This window comes from Paenibacillus sp. F411, assembly GCF_017582705.1.
GTDB lineage: Bacteria > Bacillota > Bacilli > Paenibacillales > Paenibacillaceae > Paenibacillus_AQ > Paenibacillus_AQ algicola.
In genome coordinates this window covers 151,915-171,212 of record NZ_JAGFIP010000010.1, presented here as the reverse complement: position 1 = coordinate 171,212, position 19,298 = coordinate 151,915, and the positions used below count along the sequence as shown (strand labels likewise).

The window sequence follows — 19,298 nt, the reverse complement described above, 5'->3', positions numbered from 1 at the left end:
CGGGGCTCCCGCGCAGCGCGCCGCCAGGCGCAGCCGCGGCCGCGCCCGGAACGGGCAGCGGCGCCGCCTCCGCTGCGCGGGCCCGCGCGCTGCCTTGCTCTGCCCTCGCCGCCCCGTGCTTCGCCGCCACTCTCGTGCCCGCGCTCGGCCGCCCCGGCTCTCTCGCCGCCCCGCGCTCCCCAGCGGAACCGCCCGGGAAGCTCCACGTAATCATAGGCTGCGGCTCTGCCATCTGCTCCCGCTCATGCTCATGCTCATGCTTATGCTCATGCTCGCCCTCTCCTGCCTCTCTTGTATCTATGGCAGCGTCGCTGCCGCGCTGAGCCGGGATCGAAACTTGAATACGAACCTTGGAATCTTTCATTCTGCTCTCCCTCCTGAATCCCTAAGCTTTCACGCCAAGTGCGTCCATATTTTTGAATTGATATATATGTATGAGAGAGTAACAGATGATAGAACCGGATCCGAACGTAGTGTGCTCCCTAGTATTCCCTAGAAACAAACAAAGACATGGCGGTACCGGGAACAGCTTCCTGGTATCACCATGTCTTTGTTCATGTTACTTCTATCGCAGGCTGCTATTTCTAAGCAGCAGCCTTCTCCCCCGGCTTCATCCGCCGTTTTAAGAGAACTCTAGAAGTCGTTTCCTTACACCCAGCTTGGCTGAACCTTGAACACCTTCGTGTCTTCGGTTTCTGCAACAGCCGGCTTCGCCGTCTCCTGTGTGCTGCGCTCTTCTGTCGAAATACGCCAGATGTCTGCGCCAAGACCGGACAGCTTCTCTGCCAGATTCACATAGCCGCGATCAATATGATGCGTACCTGTGACCTCTGTCGTTCCTTCAGCCACCAATCCAGCCATAATCAAGGCTGCGCCTGCGCGAAGGTCCGTTGCGCATACCTTTGCTCCGGTCAGCTTGGCGTCTCCTGTTACGATGGAGGAGCGTCCTTCAATCTTGATTTCCGCATTCATAAGCTGGAATTCTTCCACATGCATGAAGCGGTTCTCAAAAACGGTCTCCGTAACCACACTGGTTCCCTTGGATTTCAGCAGCAGCGCCATCATTTGGGACTGCATATCGGTCGGAAAGCCCGGGTATGGGAGAGTTTTCACATCCACAGCCTTCAGCGGCTTGTCGGCAATCACCCGGATCCCGTTCTCATCCGGCTGTACCGTCACACCCATTTCCTCCATCTTCGCAATCAAAGAGCCCAAATGGTCCGCAATTGCACCTTCCACATACACATCTCCACCCGTAATGGCGGCAGCCGCCATGAAGGTACCAGCTTCAATCCGGTCCGGAATGACATGATGCTTCACGCCGTGCAGCTTCTCTACACCTTCGATCCGAATGACCCCGGTGCCTGCACCGCGAACCACAGCGCCCATTCCGTTCAGGTAGTTCGCCAAATCGACAATCTCCGGCTCTTTCGCCGCATTTTCGATCGTGGTTACGCCTTCAGCCAGCGTAGCCGCCATCATGATGTTCTGGGTTGCGCCTACGCTGGCAACATCCAGATATATTTTTGCACCGCGCAGTCTTCCATTGCTCTTGGCCTCAATGAATCCCTGGCCCAAGCTGATCTCTGCACCCAATGCTTCAAAGCCCTTCAAATGCTGGTCAATCGGTCTGGTCCCGATGGCACAGCCACCCGGAAGAGAAATCTTCGTGCTGCCACAGCGAGCAAGCAAAGGTCCCATCACCAGGAACGAGGCACGCATTTTCCGCACCCATTCATACGGTGCTTCACATGTGGAGATGTTCTCCGCGTTCACGGTGATCACATCATCCTTATATGTAACTGCAGCCCCTAAAGATTCCAACACCTTGCTAATGGTCATCACATCGTCAAGAGGAGGGGCGTCAATAATGACACTTTCTCCTTCTTCCCCGAGAAGAGAGGCGGCGATGATCGGAAGAACTGAATTCTTTGCTCCGCTGACTTTGACACTTCCGGCCAGTCTTTTGCCACCGCGGACGATAAATTTGCTCATCTTGGTTTCCCTCCGCGTCCATAAATTCTGTTTATCATGCATTCTTATCAATGACGTTACAAATACCTGCTAAATTTCCAACTTACATCTTACCATTGCCATTTCCAGACGTACAAGGTTACCAAGGACTATTTCCCATACACTTCGTCCCGTCCGATGATCTGTTTCTACGATTATCCAACTGACCCCTGTCTACATCCTTAAACACATTTCAATTCCTCTAACAAGCATTTCAATACATTAGTTGTATGCGACATAGACCTCAAAAGGTTCCCACGCGTTATTCCTGACCTGTCATTTCATTCAGGAGCGGGTGAACGGTTTAGTTCAGAAGTCATGTTCGTCCGCCCGATTATTATGCTTATTGTCATTGTTAACATAATAATTCACGTTTATTCGACATCTGTCTCAGGCAGCCTATCAGACTTATAACCAATCAAGACCCCGTTAAAACACAGCTAGCAATAAACCTAAAAAATATATCGGATCATTTGGCTCCAAATCAAATAGTCATTGAGAAATTCAGCTACAAAACGACCCAGCACTACAGCTAGCAGCACATGCAGCAGCCTTCCTTGGGGACTTTTGGGATTTCGGATCACCAAATCCAGTTTTAATGTTTGTAATGCCCACCATGCCAGTGCAATGCATAAGAGCGATACGGTGATGGAGATAAGTCCGCTTACGCCTACCGCACTGTCTACGGCACTTGAAATGCCTTGATTCATATTCCCTCCTCCAGGCTCAGATGTTAGGCCCGAAAAGGACCGACTTCTCTATCATACTTGGCAAAGCCTGAAGAATCCACCCCTATATCCCACCATTTCCTCGGAAATAAAAAAAAATGATCACTTATGGTCATTTTCATGAACTTTTTCATGACTTATGGCCCTAAACCGCGCTATATCAGGATTCATCGCTCTTTTTACTTTGAAAACGCCAAGCTTTTTTCCAATGAAAAAAGCGATTCGGCTGCTTGCACAGCTGAATCGCTTCTTTAGTGATAATGATAAATCTTAGTTTCCGCCGGAAACCTTGATCCGGTTCATCGCCCGCTGCAGAGACAGCTCGGCACGGCGATGGTCTATTTCATCCTGGCGGCTTGCGCCCAGACGGGCTTCTGCCCGGCTCTTTGCAGCCTCAGCACGCTCAAGATCAATTTCAGTCGCTTTCTCGGCGCTTTCTGCCAAGATCACCACTTTGTCCTTCCGGACCTCAACAAATCCGCCCTGAACCGCAAATGCGGTAGTCTGATTTCCGATTTTCACGAAAACCGGAGCGACCTGCAGCGGCGTTACGAATGGGATATGTCCCGGCAAAATGCCCAGCTCCCCTTCCACACCACGCACAGTAATGCTGTTGGCCTGCTCGGAATACACCAGGCGGTCCGGAGTTACAATCTCTAACAAAAAGGTGCTCACTTCCATCCCTCCTCACCGTTTTCCGCAGAAAACCCGCAGCAGCAGGCAAGACACGCTGAATTATCAGCGTCCCGCCTGTCTGATACGAGAGCGTCAGCTTACATAGTTTTGGCTTTTTCCACTGCTTCCTCAATGGTGCCGACGAACAGGAAAGCGGCCTCTGGAAGGCTGTCATGCTTACCATCCAGAATTTCCTTGAAGCTGCGCACGGTTTCTTTAACCGGTACATATTTACCCGGCATACCGTTGAACTGCTCGGCTACGTGGAACGGCTGGGACAGGAAACGCTGAACGCGGCGCGCACGCGCAACGATCGCTTTATCTTCCTCACTCAGCTCGTCCATACCGAGGATGGCGATGATATCCTGAAGCTCGTTGTAACGAGCAAGAATTTTCTTAACGCCTTGAGCTACGTTGTAATGCTCTTCGCCTACAACCTCAGGAGCCAGAATCCGGGAACTGGATGCCAGCGGATCTACCGCCGGGTAGATACCCATCTCGGAAATTTTACGCTCCAGGTTCGTCGTTGCGTCCAAGTGGGCAAACGTCGTTGCCGGAGCCGGATCCGTGTAGTCATCCGCAGGCACGTAGATCGCCTGGATGGACGTTACAGAGCCTTTCTTCGTGGAGGTAATCCGCTCTTGCAGACGTCCCATCTCGGAAGCCAGTGTCGGCTGGTAACCTACCGCCGAAGGCATCCGGCCGAGGAGGGCCGATACTTCAGAACCCGCTTGGGTGAAACGGAAGATGTTATCAATGAAGAGCAGTACGTCCTTACCTTCCTGGTCACGGAAATACTCCGCCATCGTCAAACCGGTCAGGGCTACACGCAGACGCGCGCCCGGAGGCTCGTTCATCTGTCCGAAAACCATCGCGGTTTTGTTGATTACGCCGGAATCGCTCATCTCGTGGTACAGGTCATTACCTTCACGAGTACGCTCGCCGACCCCTGCAAATACAGAGATACCGCCGTGCTCTTGAGCGATGTTATTGATCAGTTCCTGGATCGCAACGGTTTTACCTACACCCGCGCCGCCGAAGAGACCGATTTTGCCGCCCTTTTGGTAAGGAGCCAGCAGGTCGATAACCTTGATGCCGGTTTCCAGCATTTCAGCTTGCGTGGAAAGCTCATCATATGCAGGAGCTTCACGGTGGATCGGGTTATTGACCTCGGATACAACCACGCCTGCATTATCAATCGGCTCACCCAGAACGTTAAATACACGGCCCAGTGTAGAAGAGCCTACAGGTACAGTAATCGGTCTGCCCAGATCCGTTGCCTCGATTCCACGAATCAAGCCATCGGTTGAGGACATCGCGATACAACGTACCAGGTTATCACCCAGGTGGTTGGATACTTCCAAAGTCAGATTAACCGAACGGCCGCCTTCCACAACGCCTTCAATCTTGACAGCGTTAAAGATGTCGGGAAGCTGACCGCGTTCAAATTCAATGTCAACAACAGCGCCTGTAATGCTGACAACGCGTCCTTTGTTCATCTTTTCGTTTTCCCTCCTACCCGCCCGCCGTTATGCACGGCGAGCGATCATCGTAAAGCAGCACGATCTGTGCTGCCAGTATTTCTTCATGTTGAAGCTAGGTCTAGCACGTTACTGTGCGTCGGCACCGGCAACAATCTCGGAAATTTCCTGAGTGATTGCAGCCTGACGGGCACGGTTGTATGTCAATTTCAGCTCGCCGATCAGCTTGCTGGCGTTCTTTGTTGCAGCACCCATCGCGGTCATCTTGGCACCGAGCTCACTTGCCTTGGCGTTCAGCATTGCGCTGAAGATGAGCGTCTCTGCATATTTCGGAAGCAAAGCCTCCAGAACCGCCTCTGGCGAAGGCTCGTATTCATGACCGGATGCACTTGCGCCGGCTCCGATATTTTCCATAGGCAGAAGCTGGTCCACTTCCGGGGTTTGTGTCAAAGCATTCAAGAAACGGTTATAGCAAAGGTATAGCTCGTCAATATGACCCAGCTCATACTGCTGTACCGCAGCCGATGCAATCGACTTGATGTCCCCATATGTAGGGCTGTCTGACAAATCTGTCAGCGCTTCTGAAACCGGAAGCTCGCGGCGGCGGAAGTAATCGCGGCCTTTACGGCCAATGACGAAGATCGTGTACTCGTCCTTGGACTTATGGCGCTCAGCCAGAATCGCCGAGACTTTACGCAAAACGTTGGAGTTGGAAGCCCCTGCAAGACCGCGGTCGGAAGTGATGACCAGGTAACCGGTCTTTTTCACCTCGCGCTTTTCCAGCATGGGATGGCTGATGCCTTTGGTGCCGGCTGCAATGCTGCCGACTACCTCTTTCAGCTTCTCGGAGTAAGGAAGGGCGGATGTCGCCTTCTCCTGCGCTCTTCTCAGCTTGGCCGCAGCGACCATTTCCATTGCCTTGGTGATCTGCTTGGTGTTCTGGATACTTTTGATCTGCCGTTTGATATCGCGTAATCCTCTTGCCATGTTTTCACCACCTTAAAGCTTTAGCGAAGCCAAAGCTAACTTCGAAAGCATCAACATAAACTTTGGCGAAGCCAAAGTTACTTCGTAAGCATCAACATAAACTTTGGCGAAGCCAAAGCTAACTTCGTAAGCATCAACATAAACTTTGGCGAAGCCAAAGCTACTTCGTAAGCATCAACATAAGCTTTGGCGAAGCCAAAGCGGTACCTGATTATGATGAAAGAGGATACCGGACGTACGCCACGCGGCTCCCCTTCCATTGTATTACTGAGAATGCCGAGCCTTATGCCGAAGCAGCAAAGCCCTTCTTGAACTGCTCGATGGCACTCTTCAGCGCATTTTCGTTATCCGCTGTCAAATCCTTCGTATCCGTAATGGATTGAATGATTTCCGGCTTGTTGCTTTCCACATAGGCAAGGAATTCTTTCTCGAAGCGGCGAACATCCGCAACTTGAATTTCATCCAGGTAACCCTTCACTGCTGTGTACAAGCTGATGACCTGCTGTTCAACAGACAACGGCTGGTTTACACCCTGCTTCAGGATTTCCATCAGTCTCGCACCACGATTCAGGCGAGCCAGTGTGGATTTGTCCAGATCGGATCCGAACTGGGAGAACGCTTGAAGCTCGCGGTATTGTGCGAGATCCAGCTTCAGACCGCCGGCAACCTTCTTCATCGCTTTAATCTGCGCGGAGCCGCCGACACGGGATACGGAAATACCTACGTTGATCGCTGGGCGTTGACCGGAGTAGAACAGGTCAGACTCCAGAAAGATCTGTCCGTCGGTAATTGAAATCACGTTCGTTGGAATGTACGCGGATACGTCAGAAGCCTGCGTCTCGATGAATGGCAGTGCCGTCAGGGAACCGCCGCCCAACTCGTCGCTCAGCTTCGCTGCACGCTCCAGCAAACGGGAATGCAGATAGAAAACGTCACCCGGATATGCTTCCCGGCCCGGAGGACGACGAAGCAGCAAGGACAGTTCGCGGTAAGCTGCTGCCTGCTTGGACAGGTCATCATAAATGATGAGGGCATGCTCACCCTTGAACATGAAGTACTCGCCCATAGCGCAGCCTGCGTATGGAGCAATGTACTGCAGAGGAGCCGGCTCGGAAGCGGAAGCGGTCACGATGATTGTGTATTCCAGTGCACCATGACGACGCAGTGTTTCTACAACCTGTGCAACCGTGGATTGCTTCTGGCCAATTGCGACGTAAATACATTTCACGCCATTGCCCTTCTGGTTCAGGATCGTGTCAATCGCGATCGAGGTTTTACCTGTTTGACGGTCACCGATGATCAATTCGCGCTGACCGCGGCCGATTGGAACCATAGCGTCGATCGCTTTAATTCCAGTCTGCATCGGCTCATGAACGGATTTACGGTCGATAACGCCTGGAGCGTTGCTTTCTACCGGACGATATGCAGCCGCTTCAATTGGGCCTTTGCCATCCAGTGGCTGACCCAGCGGGTTTACGACACGTCCCAGAAGTGCTTCACCTACAGGCACCTCCATGATCCGTCCCGTACGCTTAACCTGATCGCCTTCCTTAATGTCGGAGAAAGGACCGAGGATAACGACACCCACGTTGCTTTCTTCCAGGTTGAGCGCCAAACCGAATACGCCGCTTTGGAACTCCAGCAATTCACCGGACATGGCATTTTCAAGGCCGTATACGCGAGCGATACCGTCACTAACTTGAATTACCGTACCCACTTCAGAAACAGCGATATCGGATTTGTATTGTTCAATTTGACTTTTAATCAAAGTACTGATTTCTTCAGGTCTGATACTCAACGTGTTCACCCCTATCTTCTAAACTCTGAAAGATTTCTCGAGACGCTGCAGCTTGCCAGCCAGACTGCCGTCGTACAGCTTATCGCCGATTACAACCTTCAGTCCTCCCAGCAGGCTCTCGTCCACTACATTACTGACACGAATCTTCTTCTGGGCCATCTGTCCGAATTCGGCAGACACCTGATTCTGCTCCTGCTCGCTCAGGGGATAGGTCGAATACACGGTTGCATCCGCCATTCCCAGGCTGTCTCCCTGAATCTTCACATAGCTGTCAAGCAGGTCGCTGATCAGCTCTGCGCGTCCACGGTTCAAGAGCAGCTCCATTGTATTCATAACCGGCGCTGACACTTTCCCTGCCAATGCCTTGCTAAGCACTTCCATCTTCACGGACTGAGGCACATTCGGAGTGGAGATAAACTTCTGAATGTCGGTATCGCCTTCAATGGCTTGGACTACCGAACGAAGCTCCTCTTCCACTTCCAGACCCTTCTGCTGCTGAGCCGCCACTTCGAACAGCGCCCGCGCATACCGCTTCGCTGCTACAGTTTCCTGGCTCATGGTCTGCCCCCTACCTCTTTAAGGTATTGGTCTACCAATTCTTCCTGGGCTTTGCCGTTGCTCACTTCACGTTGAATCAGCTTCGATGCGATCTTCACGGATACCGTGCCCAGCTCGCTGCGCAGCTCTTCAACAGCCTTGTTCTTCTCATTCTCGATGTCGCGAACAGCTTCCGTCTTCAGACGTACAGCCTCTTCCTTCGCTTGCTCCAGCATTTGCTCAGCCTGCTTGCTGCTGGTCTGTCTGGAACGTTCAATAATTTCTTGAGCATCCTTACGAGCCTGCTCCAGTGCCTTCTTCTGATCTTCTACATATTGAGCCGCCTGCTGGCGGGTTTGTGCTGCTTCATTCATTTGACCCATGACAAGCTCGCGGCGCTGCTCCATGATCGCAAACAGCTTGCTGAATGCGAACTTCTGAAGCAGAGCATAAAGCAAGATAAATGAAAGTATCGTAATTGCAATGTTTTCCCACAAAATATGCATTAAAGTCACTCCTTTCCGTTAACACGAAGTGCGGTGTTTAACAAAACGAAGGCGCGGATGGCATCGGCCCTCCCCGCCAAACCGTTGTATTGTTATTAAGAAAACATGATCAGGAACGCGATTACAGTAGCCGCCAAAGGAATAACCTCGACGATACCTACGCCGATAAACATCGTTGTTTGAAGCTGGCCGCGAGCTTCCGGCTGACGAGCGATAGACTCTACCGTTCTGCTTACGATCATACCGTTACCCAAGCCTGCGCCCAATGCGCCCAAACCTACTGCAATTGCTGCTGCCAAATATTCCATTCCCATTGTTAAAAATCCTCCTTAAATTAAGTTGCTTTGAATTGGTAAAGCTATAAATAATATCTCTTTCGAATCACACCGCTTGCACGGGCAATTCTCGGAGTTCATTAATGCTCTTCGTGAATCGAAGCCTGCGAGATGTACACCATCGTCAGGATGGTAAAGATAAACGCCTGCAGCGCGCCGACAAAGATACTGAAGCCCTGCCATGCCGCCATAAACGGAATGCCGTAGAAGCCTGTCTTCAGAATAACCGTAATCAATACCTCACCTGCAAAAATGTTTGCGTACAGCCGGATCGACAAAGCGATAGGCTTTGCCAGGTTCTCAACAATGTTGAGCGGCAGGAAGATTGGAAACGGCTCGATGTAGTGCTTCAGGTAATGCTTGCGGTTCAGCTTCAATCCCAGGTAGTTCATCAAGATGAAAACGACGATGGCCAGACCTGCGGTAACCGAGATGTCAGCCGTTGGCGATTTCCACCACAGAACGTGTGCATAGTAATCCGGCTTGAGATCCTTCGTCGCCTCGATCACGTGTCCAAACACAGTGAAATTGGCTGGAAGATCTGTAATGACGGAGAACGGCAAGCCCAGAAGGTTCGCTACAAAAATGAACAAAATCAGAGTCAGGCCGAGCGATATGTACTGCCTTCCCTTATTCAGGTCCATTGCACTAGCGACGATGCCCTGCACAAATTCTACTACCCATTCCATGAAGTTTTGCAGTTTGGAAGGGTTTTCGACAGACAGATTACGGACAGACAGCATCACGAGTGCAAAGACCACCACGCAGGTGACCAGGAGCATCAGAACCGCTGACAAGTCAATATGTAGCCCGCCGAGAATAATAACCGGTGAATCATGCATGTATTAGTTTTCACCCCTTTCCAAGTTAGCGTTGGTCATTGGTTGTTTCTCAAACTGAACACAATGCTGACAGGAATCGTCAACACCTGGGGGATGAACAAACCGGCGACAGCCGCACCCAATGATACCTGCTCCAGCTTGATGGCCACAGCTGCGATCAGCACACCGATGCACAGGCGGGTAATGAAGCCGAAGCTGAGCCGCTTGTCATGGTTGTCGACCGCCATTTGGGCCACCTGCCGCACCTTCAGGGAAAGGAAGCGAAAGTTAAACAGCCCTGCTGTCATGCCCAGAATCCCTCCGGCAAACTCTGGCCGAAATTCCGGATATACAGCCCATCCCAGAAACAGCGCTGCCATAATGAGATAGGAAATCCTCGTCACGGCGCCCACAATGGATGTCAGATCATTCACGTTGTGCCCCCAGAAACTTTTTAATGAGAAGAGATATATTCAAAATCCCCAAAGCGAGTCCGGTCAAGGTTCCAATGGCCAGCCAGTACCTAGGCCCGTCCATCCATTCCATGACCCACCTTCCTGCAAAAAAACCAATTACGATGTAGGCTGCCAGCAGTCCGCCGGATCCGCCGAGATAAAGCGCAATCATCCAAGGGTTATCTTGACTGTTCGGATTTTTCATAGTACCTCTCTAATCCCAACTCATTTTACTGAATAACAGAAGAGTTTGTCAATGAATCACTTTGACTGATTTTCCTTATAAAACGGGCGTTTCAGGGTATTTAAAATCCCGAAACGCCGCGTCAACCGTACAGTTCAACTGTATACTGCGCTGCTGTACTGCAGCTTATATTTTTTTAACGGTTTGTGAACATTCTGTGAAACTCCGACGGACGCTCGCTCTGCACGCCAAAATGATGCAAAATCGCATTCACGATCCGCTCCGAGGCTTGTCCATCCCCATACGGATTCGCGGCTTTGCTCATGGACTCATACAGATCCTGATCCGTAAGCAGGCTGCGCGTCTTCTCATAAACCTCTTGCTCGTGGGTTCCGGCGAGCGACAGCGTCCCTGCTTCAACGCCTTCCGGCCGCTCCGTCGTATCCCGAAGCACCAGCACGGGCACGCCGTAAGAAGGCGCCTCCTCCTGAAGTCCGCCGGAATCCGTCAGGATCAGGTGGGTGTGCGGGTAGAAATTGTGGAAGTCCACCACATCCATCGGATCGATCAGACGGATGCGGGGATGGCCTCCCAGAATCTCATGAGCCGGCTCCAGCACCGCAGGGCTGGGATGAACAGGATACACGATCGCAACGTCCTCAAACTCATCCGCAATCCGCTTCACAGCGCGGAACACATTACGATGCGGCTCCCCCTGCGACTCCCGCCGGTGGGCGGTCATCAGAATCAGCCGTTTGCCTTTGGCCCAGTCCAGCATCGGGTGGGTATAATCCGGCTTCACGGTATAACGGAACACATCGGTAATGGTGTTGCCTGTCACATAGATCGAGTCTTCATTCTTGTTCTCGCTTCTCAAATTGCCCGCAGACAGATCGGTTGGCGCAAAATGAATATCAGCCAGCACCCCGGTCAGCTGGCGGTTCATCTCCTCCGGATACGGAGAAAGCTTGTTCCATGTTCGAAGACCGGCTTCAACATGGCCCACCTGGATCTTCTGAAGAAAAGCCGCATAGCTGGCGAGGAAGGTCGTCAGCGTGTCGCCGTGAACGAGCACAATGTCCGGCTTCGCTTCGCGCAGCACGGGCTCCAGCCCCTCCAGCACGCGAACCGTAATTTCATTCAGCGTCTGGCGGTCCTTCATTACATTCAGATCATAATCCGGCACGATGCCGAATACGTCCAGCACTTGATCAAGCATCTGGCGGTGCTGCGCGGTCACGCAGACCACAGATTCAATGTGCTCGGGATGGCGCTGAAGCTCCAGAATGAGCGGCGCCATTTTGATCGCCTCCGGCCGGACGCCGAAGATCGTCATCACTTTAATTTTGGACATGTTGGACTAACTCCTCTTCTCCCGCTATACAGCAAAGACCTTCCATGCGAAAGCATGGATCAAAGCATCACAGCGTTTATATCTCGGCTTGCGGCGGCTACTTCGTGCCGTACAGCCGGTCACCGGCATCGCCAAGGCCAGGCACAATGTACCCGTGATCATCCAGACCCTCGTCCAGCGCCGCTACATAAATATCGACATCCGGATGAGCATCATGCACAGCCTTCACGCCCTCCGGCGCGGCAACCAGGTTCATCATCTTGATCTGTGTGCAGCCGCGCTTCTTCAGCACATCAATGGCCGCAATCGCCGAGCCGCCGGTAGCCAGCATGGGATCGATCACGATCAGCTCGCGCTCGGTCACATCGGTTGGCAGCTTGGTATAATATTCGACCGGCTGCAGCGTTTCCGGATCCCGGAACAAGCCGACATGTCCGACCTTCGCCGCCGGCAGCAGCTTAACGACGCCATCCAGCATCCCCAGCCCGGCGCGAAGAATCGGGATGAGCCCCAGCATGCGGCCGGAAATGACCTTGCCCTCCGTCTGCGCCACCGGTGTCGTTACAGCAATGGACTCCAATGAAATATTGCGTGTAATTTCATACGCCATTAAGGTAGCGACCTCATCCACCAGCTCCCGAAAATCCTTCGTGTTGGTCTGCTTATCGCGTATAAAAGTTAGTTTGTGTTGAATTAAAGGGTGATCACAAATCACCAATTTTCCCATGTCAGGTCCCTCCGGTTGGTTACGTATATGTTCTTATATATTCTTCAATATGGGCTGCAAGCAGGATTGTGGCTCCATAAATCTTGTCTATTATATCACTCCCGGATGTGATTTTACACCTGCAAGACCGATGAATGTTTTCCACCTGTAGAAGCGGCGTTTCCCGCTCTGTAAAGAATATGCAAGAAACCCCGTCATACCTGACGGGGCCTTGGTAATAGCAGTCGATAAAGGATTAGTATTTCATTTCAGGATACAGCGGGTATTGGTCCGTCAGCTCAGCCACCATACGGGCGGCCTTCGCAAGATTCTCCTCGTCCTTCGGCTGGCGAAGTGTCATGGCAATGACCTTGCCGATCGTCTTCATTGCAGCTTCGTCCATGCCGCGGGAGGTGACTGCCGGCGTACCAAGCCGGATGCCGCTGGTAACAAACGGAGATGTCGGGTCAAACGGAATGGCGTTCTTGTTCACCGTGATGCCGATGGAGTCGAGCACTTTTTCCGCGTCCTTGCCAGTGATGTCCATATTGCGGGTATCGAGCAGCATCAGGTGATTGTCAGTGCCGCCGGATACAATGTTCAGGCCTTCCTCAATCAGCGTTTCGCACAGCACCTTCGCGTTGTTCACCACCTGCTGGCAGTATTCCTTGAAGGAAGGCTGCAGCGCTTCACCGAAAGCCACCGCCTTGGAAGCAATGACGTGCATCAAAGGACCGCCCTGGGAGCCAGGGAACACAGCCTTGTCAATAGCCGTCGCCCATGGCTGCTTGCACAGAATCAAGCCGCCGCGAGGTCCGCGCAGTGTCTTGTGCGTAGTTGTCGTTACAAAATGCGCATGCGGAACCGGGCTCGGATGCAGACCGGCTGCAACAAGGCCGGCGATGTGCGCCATGTCTACCATGAAGAGCGCGCCGACGTCGTTTGCGATGGAAGCCATTTTTTCGAAATCAATGATCCGCGGGTATGCACTCGCGCCGGCTACAATCAGGCGAGGGCGGTGCTTGAACGCCGCTTTGCGGACTTCATCATAGTCGATGAGGAAGCTATCTTCCTGTACGCCATAGGCAACGAAGTTGTACAGCAGGCCCGAAGCGTTCACAGGGCTGCCGTGCGTCAGATGTCCGCCATGAGCAAGGTTCATACCCAGTACGGTATCTCCAGGCTTCAGCACAGCCAGGTAAACGGCCATGTTCGCTTGTGCGCCGGAGTGAGGCTGTACATTCGCATGATCTGCTCCGAACAGCTCCTTCGCACGGTCACGCGCCAGATCCTCAACAATATCTACACGCTCACAGCCGCCGTAGTAGCGCTTCCCCGGCAGGCCTTCCGCGTATTTGTTCGTCAGCACGGAGCCCATAGCTTCCATAACAGCCTCGCTGACAATGTTCTCTGATGCAATCAGCTCAATGTTGCTGCGCTGGCGGGAAAGCTCCAGATTCATGGCTTCCAGTACAGCCGGGTCGGCCTTGCGCAAATGTTCCATCATAATTATTTCCTCCCTGAATCTACATAGTATTTATATAAAAGTAAGGTAAATAACGTCATCAATCACAAAAACCGGCTCCGCTCTCGTTCTCCAGCCTGTACACGGCGCGTTCGCCGCCGATCAGCTTCGGGCGGGTAAATGCCGCGGTTACTCTCGCCTCGCCGATGCTGCGGCGCGAAGGGCGGAAGGGCACCGCGACATGCTTCAAATGCATGCCAATCAGCGTCTCGCCAATATCGAGCCCCGCATCTGCCGCGACATGCTCCGCCAGGCACGGCTGCCGGAAGCTGCGGTAAGCGGCCGCGGCCATCGAGCCGCCGGCTTTAGGGACGGGAATCGCTGCAACCTCATTCAAGGACAGCCGCTCCAGCACCTTCCGCTCCATAACCAGCGCGCGGTTCAGATGCTCGCAGCACTGATAAACCGTATCAAAGCCCAGCTCCTGCTGCACCTCTTGAATGCCTTGAAGCAGCTGCTCCGCGATGTCCAGGGCGCCGCTTGTGCCGATCCGCCGGCCCGCCGCTTCACTCGTGCTTGTGCCGACCACCAGCACCTTGCCCGACCTGAGACCGGCTGCTTCCGCCAGCTCTCTCAACACCTGCACCGTCTGCTCCTTCAAGCTCATGTCTCTCACTTCTGCCCCATGCTCCATCCAGTGGACCGCCTCCCGCCTGTATATTGTATGGAAGTGTTCTTATGCCAAGTTGAACCGTATCCTTAGAAGGGCCGCAGCCTCGGCTTCCCCCGAAGAGCAACAAGCTCCAGGCTCCAGGGTTTAAGCTTTCAGATACCGATCCTCAATGGCCTTAATCTTGCTTACACGCCCGATGTGGCGCACACCTTGGCTGAATTCCGTAGTCAGCCAGGCCGTTACGATCTCCGCAGCCAGCCCCGGCCCCACGACACGCTCGCCCAGTGCCAGCACATTGCTGTCGTTATGCTCCCGCGTCGCTTTGGCGGAGAATACATCATGGGTCAACGCGCAGCGGATGCCCGGCACCTTGTTCGCTGCAATGCTCATGCCGATCCCCGTTCCGCAAATCAGAATGCCCCGGTCAGCTTCACCGGCGATGACCCGCTCGCAGACGGGCAGAGCATAATCCGGATAATCCACAGACGTCTCACAGCCGCAGCTTAAATCCTCGACCTCATGCCCCAGCTCCTGAATGACCTTGATCATCTCTTCCTTCAAGCGTATACCGGCGTGATCCGTGCCCAATGCGATTCTCATGATTGAAAAACCTCCTCCTGATTTCATCCTCTGGTTCAAATACTAGTTATAGTATAACCCATGGTCTGGCCAAAAGACGAAAAAAGAGCAGTCTGCACACGCATAGCGTGCACAAATGCTCTTTGCCCAGGCGACCGGCCGTATGTCTCCGATGCTCCATCGTGGTTTACTCCACTTCGTCGCCAGTTACATCGGAATCTCACTTTTTCCACTTCATCTTAAATCAAAACATCCCCAAAAGCAAGGGAGACATTTGGACCATTTACGTCGATGTGCAGCCGTCCCTCATTCTCATAAACAGCAGGATGAAAGACTGCAAAAAACCGGCTCTCTAAAGCCAGCCTCAGCGCGCTTCTCCCTCCAGCTTGTCCAGCAGGCGGAACAGCGCGGTCCGGATCTCGGCCGCCGTCGCCTCATAGTCCTCCAGCGAGCCGCCATAAGGATCCGAGATATCAAAGCTCGGAATCCGCTGGCGCAGCTCGATCAAGCGCTCCCGCTCCTGGCTGGACTGGGCACCCCCGAGCGAACGGGCCAGCTCTGCCGATACATAGAGCCGGTCCAGCTCCTGCAGATCCTGCATGACCTGCTCATCCGCTCCGGCAAATTCCTTCAGCGTATGCACCTTGTCTGCTGCCTCCGGAAACCGGGAAATCGCGAACTGCTTGTGGGACTGAGTCAGTGTCAGAATCAAATCTGCCCATGCTACCAGCTCCCGGCTGAGTGGCTTCGAGGTGAATTCCCCCTCAATGCTCTGATCCCGCAGCACCGCCTGGGCGTGACGCGAAATCGGCATGCCCTCCACGGCAGCTACCCCGGCAGAGCGTACCTCAAGCTTCATGGACCTTCCGGCCGCCAGCTTGCGCAGCATGCCTTCTGCCATGGGGCTGCGGCACGTATTGCCTGTGCACAGAAACAAAATATTAGTCACGGCTTCTCGCCTCCTGTCGCCTGTAAAGATCTGCGGTTATTGTATCAAAAGATAAACATCAAGCCAAACAGAAGCAAAATCGCGCCCCCTGCCAGCTCGCCGTATTCCCCCAGACGGCTTGCCGCCTTCCGTCCCAGCAGCAGGCCGCAGATGGACATCAGCCCGCCGACAATACCGAAGGCATTGACGATCAATGCCGCGTGGCTGTTGAACATCCCCAGGGAGACTCCGACCGAGAAGGAGTCGATGCTGACGCTCAAGGAAAATAGAAGCATCCCCAGCAGGGTCGTATGGTTCACGGGACGGGATTCCCCCTGTTGAAAGGAGTTCCAGATCATATGTCCGCCCAGCAGCACGAGCAGCCCTCCCGCTGCAATCCCCGTAATCTCGCCCAGCAGAGCGCCGACATATCGGCCGAAGATGAGCCCCAGCAGAGGCATCAGCATATGAAACAGTGCCGTCATGAGCCCGATGCCCAGAACATGCCGAAGGCGTACCCCCTTCATGCCGACTCCGATGCCCAGCGAAAAAGCATCCAGCCCCAGGGCCACGGCCATCATCAAGATCGCGGCCAGCTGCCCGGTCTGGACAGATGTCTCCAGCATGCGCTTTCCTCCAAGTCCTATGGTCTTGTACACCATATGCGGACAAGGAGGAAATCATTCCGCGCGGGCGCGGGAAGGCCCGGGCCGAGGCGGTGCTGTAGGCGCGTTGAGCATCGCGGGCGCGGGAGGCCAGGACCGGGGCGGCGCTGGGGGCGCGTTGAGCATCGCGGGCGCGGGAAGGCCAGGGCCGAGGCGGCGCTGGGGGCGCGTTAAGCATCGTGGGCGCGGGAGGCTAGGGAGGGGACGAGGACAGTGCGTCCCGCTGATTAGGCGTCGGCATCTATGATGTGATGCCCCGCCGCCTTCAGGAGCCGGTTCATCACTGCGGCACCGAGGCCTTCCTCCGGGCAGGCTTCCGCCAGGAGGAAGGCCGCGCCGGCCTCATCGAATTGCCGCAGGCCGGCGTACAGCCGCCGTGCCGCTTCCTCTGGCGCGGCCAAGCTGCCGAGCGAGACGGCAACGTCCGCGCGGTAGAAGCCGATGTGCTCGTCGAACGACAGCACACCGGTCTTCTCCCCGCGCGTGCGGGCCGCGTCCAGCTCGGCCTGGATGCGGGCGGACACGGCAGCTGCCGTCCGCCCGGTGACCACGCACAGCGCGCCCTGAGGCGCATAGTGCGTGTACTTCATGCCCGGCGAGCGGGGCGCCGGGCTGTCTGTGCCCCCGGCGTGCGCCAGCGCCGGGTCGCGCCGCACGCTTGCCGCAATGCCGGCAAGCTGCTCCTCGGTGACGCCGCCGGGGCGAAGCACCGTAACGGCGCCGTCCGGGGCGGCCTGCACGACTGTCGATTCGACGCCGACGCCTGCCGGTCCGCCGTCGAGCACACCGTCGATGGCCCCGGACAGGTCCTCCAGCACATGCGCGGCCAGCGTCGGGCTGGGACGGCCCGAGCGGTTCGCGCTCGGCGCGGCCAGCGGACAGCCGGAGGCGCGGATCAGCGCCAGCGCCGCCGGATGATCCGGCATCCGCACGGCGACCGTATCCAGTCCGGCCGTCACCCGCGGCGATACCGCGCCGGGCTTCACCGGCAGCACCAGCGTCAACGGGCCGGGCCAGAACTGCGCCATCAGGCGCCGCTCGGTGTCATTCACGCCGGTCACCAGCTCCTGCAGTTGTGCCGGATCTGCAATGTGTACGATGAGCGGATTGTCCGAAGGCCGTCCCTTCGCGGCAAAAATCTGCTCCACCGCAGCCGTGCTGCGCGCATCCGCGCCGAGCCCGTACACCGTTTCCGTCGGAAAAGCGACGGTTCCGCCTGCCGCCAGCACGGCTCCTGCTTCCTGCAGCGCACAAGTGTCGGGTGCATCCGCACTGCCGAGAATCTCCTCCGGCCCTCTCCCGCTACCAGCTGACAGTCTGCGGGAATCCGCATGGAACAAAGCCGCAGCGCCCCCTTCAGCCTCAGCCCCATCAAGGGCGCTTCCGCCCAGCATCCACAGCTTCGTTGCACGCTTGCCGCCGGTCAGCGGCTGTCTTTCTTTTGCTGCATCCTGCCATTTCTCATGCTTCATCTATATCCCAAGCTTTCTCTTCGAATTCAATCACAAAAAGTGCTTCCAGCCCTGAGCGCTCCCCGCCGCTTGGCAAGCGGTCGTGGCGGCGCTGAAGAGAACAAGCACTCTTTTGCTAGAAAGTGTATCATATTCCACCCTACTTAAACAGTCCGCTAACCCAGCTCCACAGTGACGCCAGCAGGTCCAAGAGGAAGAACCGTACCTCCGGCGCACTCGCCTCTGCCTCTGCCGTCTCAGACGGAGCGGGCTCGGCAGAAGCCGTGCGTGTTCCTGCAGCCTCCTTTGGCGCACTCACATCTCCATTGTCCCCGATGAAGCACAGCGGCGGAAACAGCACGCACCACCAGTTCTTGCCCTTGCCGGATCCCAGTGTAATGCGAACCGCCTCGTAATCACCTGCGGGATAAATCACTCTTCCGTACATTTTGGTCGGAAAAGGGACCTCGCCCAGCTCCACCCGGTAAGCATACGTGATACCCCGTGCAGCCAGCTCCTGTGCAACCAGCGCCTCGATCTCCGGCAAGTGATTTCTCGTCATCGCCTTCGCCTGCTCCAGGCTCTCCGGTGCCAGCTCACCCACCCAGCTCTTCATCTGCATCACGACAGCGTCACGAATGTCCTGCTTCACCAGCTGGTCCTCCGGGGCGTCGGAATGAGCAAGAATGCGGAGCCGAATGGACTCCTCCGGGATGGCGCCTTCCGTGACAGCAGCATCAATGCGCTGCTCCTCCCAGGACATGACAACCAGAAACAAGATGGATAATAGCACGACAATTTGCTTGACTGCAGTACGCAGTGGATCACGGGATGGATGGGATGATTGCATTGGACAGCCGCCTCTCTTACGATAACTCTATGATACTACCAGTATGTCCGGCAGCTTTGAGAGATAAACGTGGCGGTCTATGATTTTTTGATAGACTTCTTCTCTAT

At 54.8% G+C, this 19,298-nt stretch carries 22 protein-coding genes and 1 riboswitch; all 22 genes read right to left on the bottom strand.

All coding sequences use genetic code 11. From position 1 onward, the window contains the following. On the bottom strand, positions 1 to 364 hold a 364-nt coding region (locus tag JJQ72_RS12360), incomplete at its 3' end, for a hypothetical protein (protein ID WP_208203848.1). A gap of 284 nt (positions 365 to 648) precedes the next feature. Next, positions 649 to 1,995, bottom strand: a complete 1,347-nt coding sequence (gene murA, locus JJQ72_RS12355) for a UDP-N-acetylglucosamine 1-carboxyvinyltransferase (protein ID WP_138227288.1) — start codon at positions 1,993 to 1,995, stop codon at positions 649 to 651. Between the two features lie 470 nt (positions 1,996 to 2,465). Further along, a complete protein-coding gene (locus tag JJQ72_RS12350) occupies positions 2,466 to 2,723 on the bottom strand; it encodes a DUF1146 family protein (RefSeq protein ID WP_208203847.1) in 258 nt (85 codons plus the stop codon). Positions 2,724 to 3,011: 288 nt separating this feature from the next. Further along, positions 3,012 to 3,416, bottom strand: a complete 405-nt coding sequence (locus JJQ72_RS12345) for a F0F1 ATP synthase subunit epsilon (RefSeq protein WP_138227290.1) — start codon at positions 3,414 to 3,416, stop codon at positions 3,012 to 3,014. A 98-nt stretch (positions 3,417 to 3,514) separates the two neighbouring features. After that, positions 3,515 to 4,915 carry a F0F1 ATP synthase subunit beta gene (gene atpD, locus JJQ72_RS12340; RefSeq protein ID WP_138227291.1) on the bottom strand — a complete coding sequence of 467 codons (1,401 nt, stop codon included), beginning with the start codon at positions 4,913 to 4,915 and terminating at the stop codon, positions 3,515 to 3,517. A 111-nt stretch (positions 4,916 to 5,026) separates the two neighbouring features. Then, on the bottom strand, positions 5,027 to 5,884 hold the full coding sequence (atpG, locus tag JJQ72_RS12335) for an ATP synthase F1 subunit gamma (protein WP_138227292.1): 858 nt from the start codon (positions 5,882 to 5,884) through the stop codon (positions 5,027 to 5,029). A 283-nt stretch (positions 5,885 to 6,167) separates the two neighbouring features. Further along, positions 6,168 to 7,682, bottom strand: coding sequence for a F0F1 ATP synthase subunit alpha (gene atpA, locus JJQ72_RS12330; RefSeq protein ID WP_138227293.1), 1,515 nt, complete (start codon positions 7,680 to 7,682; stop codon positions 6,168 to 6,170). An 18-nt stretch (positions 7,683 to 7,700) separates the two neighbouring features. Further along, positions 7,701 to 8,240: a F0F1 ATP synthase subunit delta gene (locus JJQ72_RS12325; RefSeq protein ID WP_208203846.1), complete on the bottom strand. Its 540-nt coding sequence runs from the start codon at positions 8,238 to 8,240 to the stop codon at positions 7,701 to 7,703. Further along, complete coding sequence (gene atpF / locus JJQ72_RS12320) at positions 8,237 to 8,725, bottom strand: F0F1 ATP synthase subunit B (protein WP_208203845.1); 489 nt, start codon at positions 8,723 to 8,725, stop codon at positions 8,237 to 8,239. The genes JJQ72_RS12325 and atpF overlap by 4 nt, the downstream gene beginning before the upstream one ends. Positions 8,726 to 8,820: 95 nt before the next feature. Next, the gene (gene atpE / locus JJQ72_RS12315) at positions 8,821 to 9,033 is read right to left on the bottom strand and encodes a F0F1 ATP synthase subunit C (protein WP_138227905.1); all 213 of its coding nucleotides are present in this window, start codon (positions 9,031 to 9,033) and stop codon (positions 8,821 to 8,823) included. A 107-nt stretch (positions 9,034 to 9,140) separates the two neighbouring features. After that, positions 9,141 to 9,902, bottom strand: a complete 762-nt coding sequence (gene atpB, locus JJQ72_RS12310; RefSeq protein ID WP_138227296.1) for a F0F1 ATP synthase subunit A — start codon at positions 9,900 to 9,902, stop codon at positions 9,141 to 9,143. A 35-nt stretch (positions 9,903 to 9,937) separates the two neighbouring features. Then, positions 9,938 to 10,315, bottom strand: a complete 378-nt coding sequence (locus JJQ72_RS12305; protein ID WP_208203844.1) for an ATP synthase subunit I — start codon at positions 10,313 to 10,315, stop codon at positions 9,938 to 9,940. Next, positions 10,308 to 10,541 carry an AtpZ/AtpI family protein gene (locus JJQ72_RS12300; protein ID WP_138227298.1) on the bottom strand — a complete coding sequence of 78 codons (234 nt, stop codon included), beginning with the start codon at positions 10,539 to 10,541 and terminating at the stop codon, positions 10,308 to 10,310. The genes JJQ72_RS12305 and JJQ72_RS12300 overlap by 8 nt, the downstream gene beginning before the upstream one ends. Positions 10,542 to 10,716: 175 nt before the next feature. Continuing rightward, positions 10,717 to 11,874: a non-hydrolyzing UDP-N-acetylglucosamine 2-epimerase gene (gene wecB / locus JJQ72_RS12295; RefSeq protein ID WP_138227299.1), complete on the bottom strand. Its 1,158-nt coding sequence runs from the start codon at positions 11,872 to 11,874 to the stop codon at positions 10,717 to 10,719. Between the two features lie 97 nt (positions 11,875 to 11,971). Next, positions 11,972 to 12,601 (bottom strand): uracil phosphoribosyltransferase, encoded by a 630-nt coding sequence (upp, locus tag JJQ72_RS12290; RefSeq protein WP_138227300.1) that lies wholly within the window; start codon positions 12,599 to 12,601, stop codon positions 11,972 to 11,974. 235 nt (positions 12,602 to 12,836) lie between these two features. Then, the gene (gene glyA, locus JJQ72_RS12285) at positions 12,837 to 14,087 is read right to left on the bottom strand and encodes a serine hydroxymethyltransferase (RefSeq protein ID WP_138227301.1); all 1,251 of its coding nucleotides are present in this window, start codon (positions 14,085 to 14,087) and stop codon (positions 12,837 to 12,839) included. Positions 14,088 to 14,145: 58 nt separating this feature from the next. Next, positions 14,146 to 14,739 (bottom strand): TIGR01440 family protein, encoded by a 594-nt coding sequence (locus JJQ72_RS12280; RefSeq protein WP_138227302.1) that lies wholly within the window; start codon positions 14,737 to 14,739, stop codon positions 14,146 to 14,148. A gap of 123 nt (positions 14,740 to 14,862) precedes the next feature. Then, positions 14,863 to 15,318 carry a ribose 5-phosphate isomerase B gene (gene rpiB, locus JJQ72_RS12275; RefSeq protein ID WP_208203843.1) on the bottom strand — a complete coding sequence of 152 codons (456 nt, stop codon included), beginning with the start codon at positions 15,316 to 15,318 and terminating at the stop codon, positions 14,863 to 14,865. Between the two features lie 117 nt (positions 15,319 to 15,435). Continuing rightward, a riboswitch (ZMP/ZTP riboswitch) is annotated at positions 15,436 to 15,518 on the bottom strand. Between the two features lie 143 nt (positions 15,519 to 15,661). After that, positions 15,662 to 16,246 (bottom strand): low molecular weight protein arginine phosphatase, encoded by a 585-nt coding sequence (locus JJQ72_RS12270; protein WP_208203842.1) that lies wholly within the window; start codon positions 16,244 to 16,246, stop codon positions 15,662 to 15,664. A gap of 44 nt (positions 16,247 to 16,290) precedes the next feature. Beyond that, the gene (locus JJQ72_RS12265) at positions 16,291 to 16,851 is read right to left on the bottom strand and encodes a manganese efflux pump MntP (RefSeq protein WP_138227305.1); all 561 of its coding nucleotides are present in this window, start codon (positions 16,849 to 16,851) and stop codon (positions 16,291 to 16,293) included. A gap of 266 nt (positions 16,852 to 17,117) precedes the next feature. Next, the gene (locus tag JJQ72_RS12260; RefSeq protein WP_243896049.1) at positions 17,118 to 18,362 is read right to left on the bottom strand and encodes an L-threonylcarbamoyladenylate synthase; all 1,245 of its coding nucleotides are present in this window, start codon (positions 18,360 to 18,362) and stop codon (positions 17,118 to 17,120) included. Between the two features lie 139 nt (positions 18,363 to 18,501). Further along, entirely contained in the window at positions 18,502 to 19,191 is a 690-nt protein-coding gene (gene spoIIR, locus JJQ72_RS12255; protein WP_243896048.1) for a stage II sporulation protein R, read from the bottom strand. Positions 19,192 to 19,298: the final 107 nt, after the last annotated feature.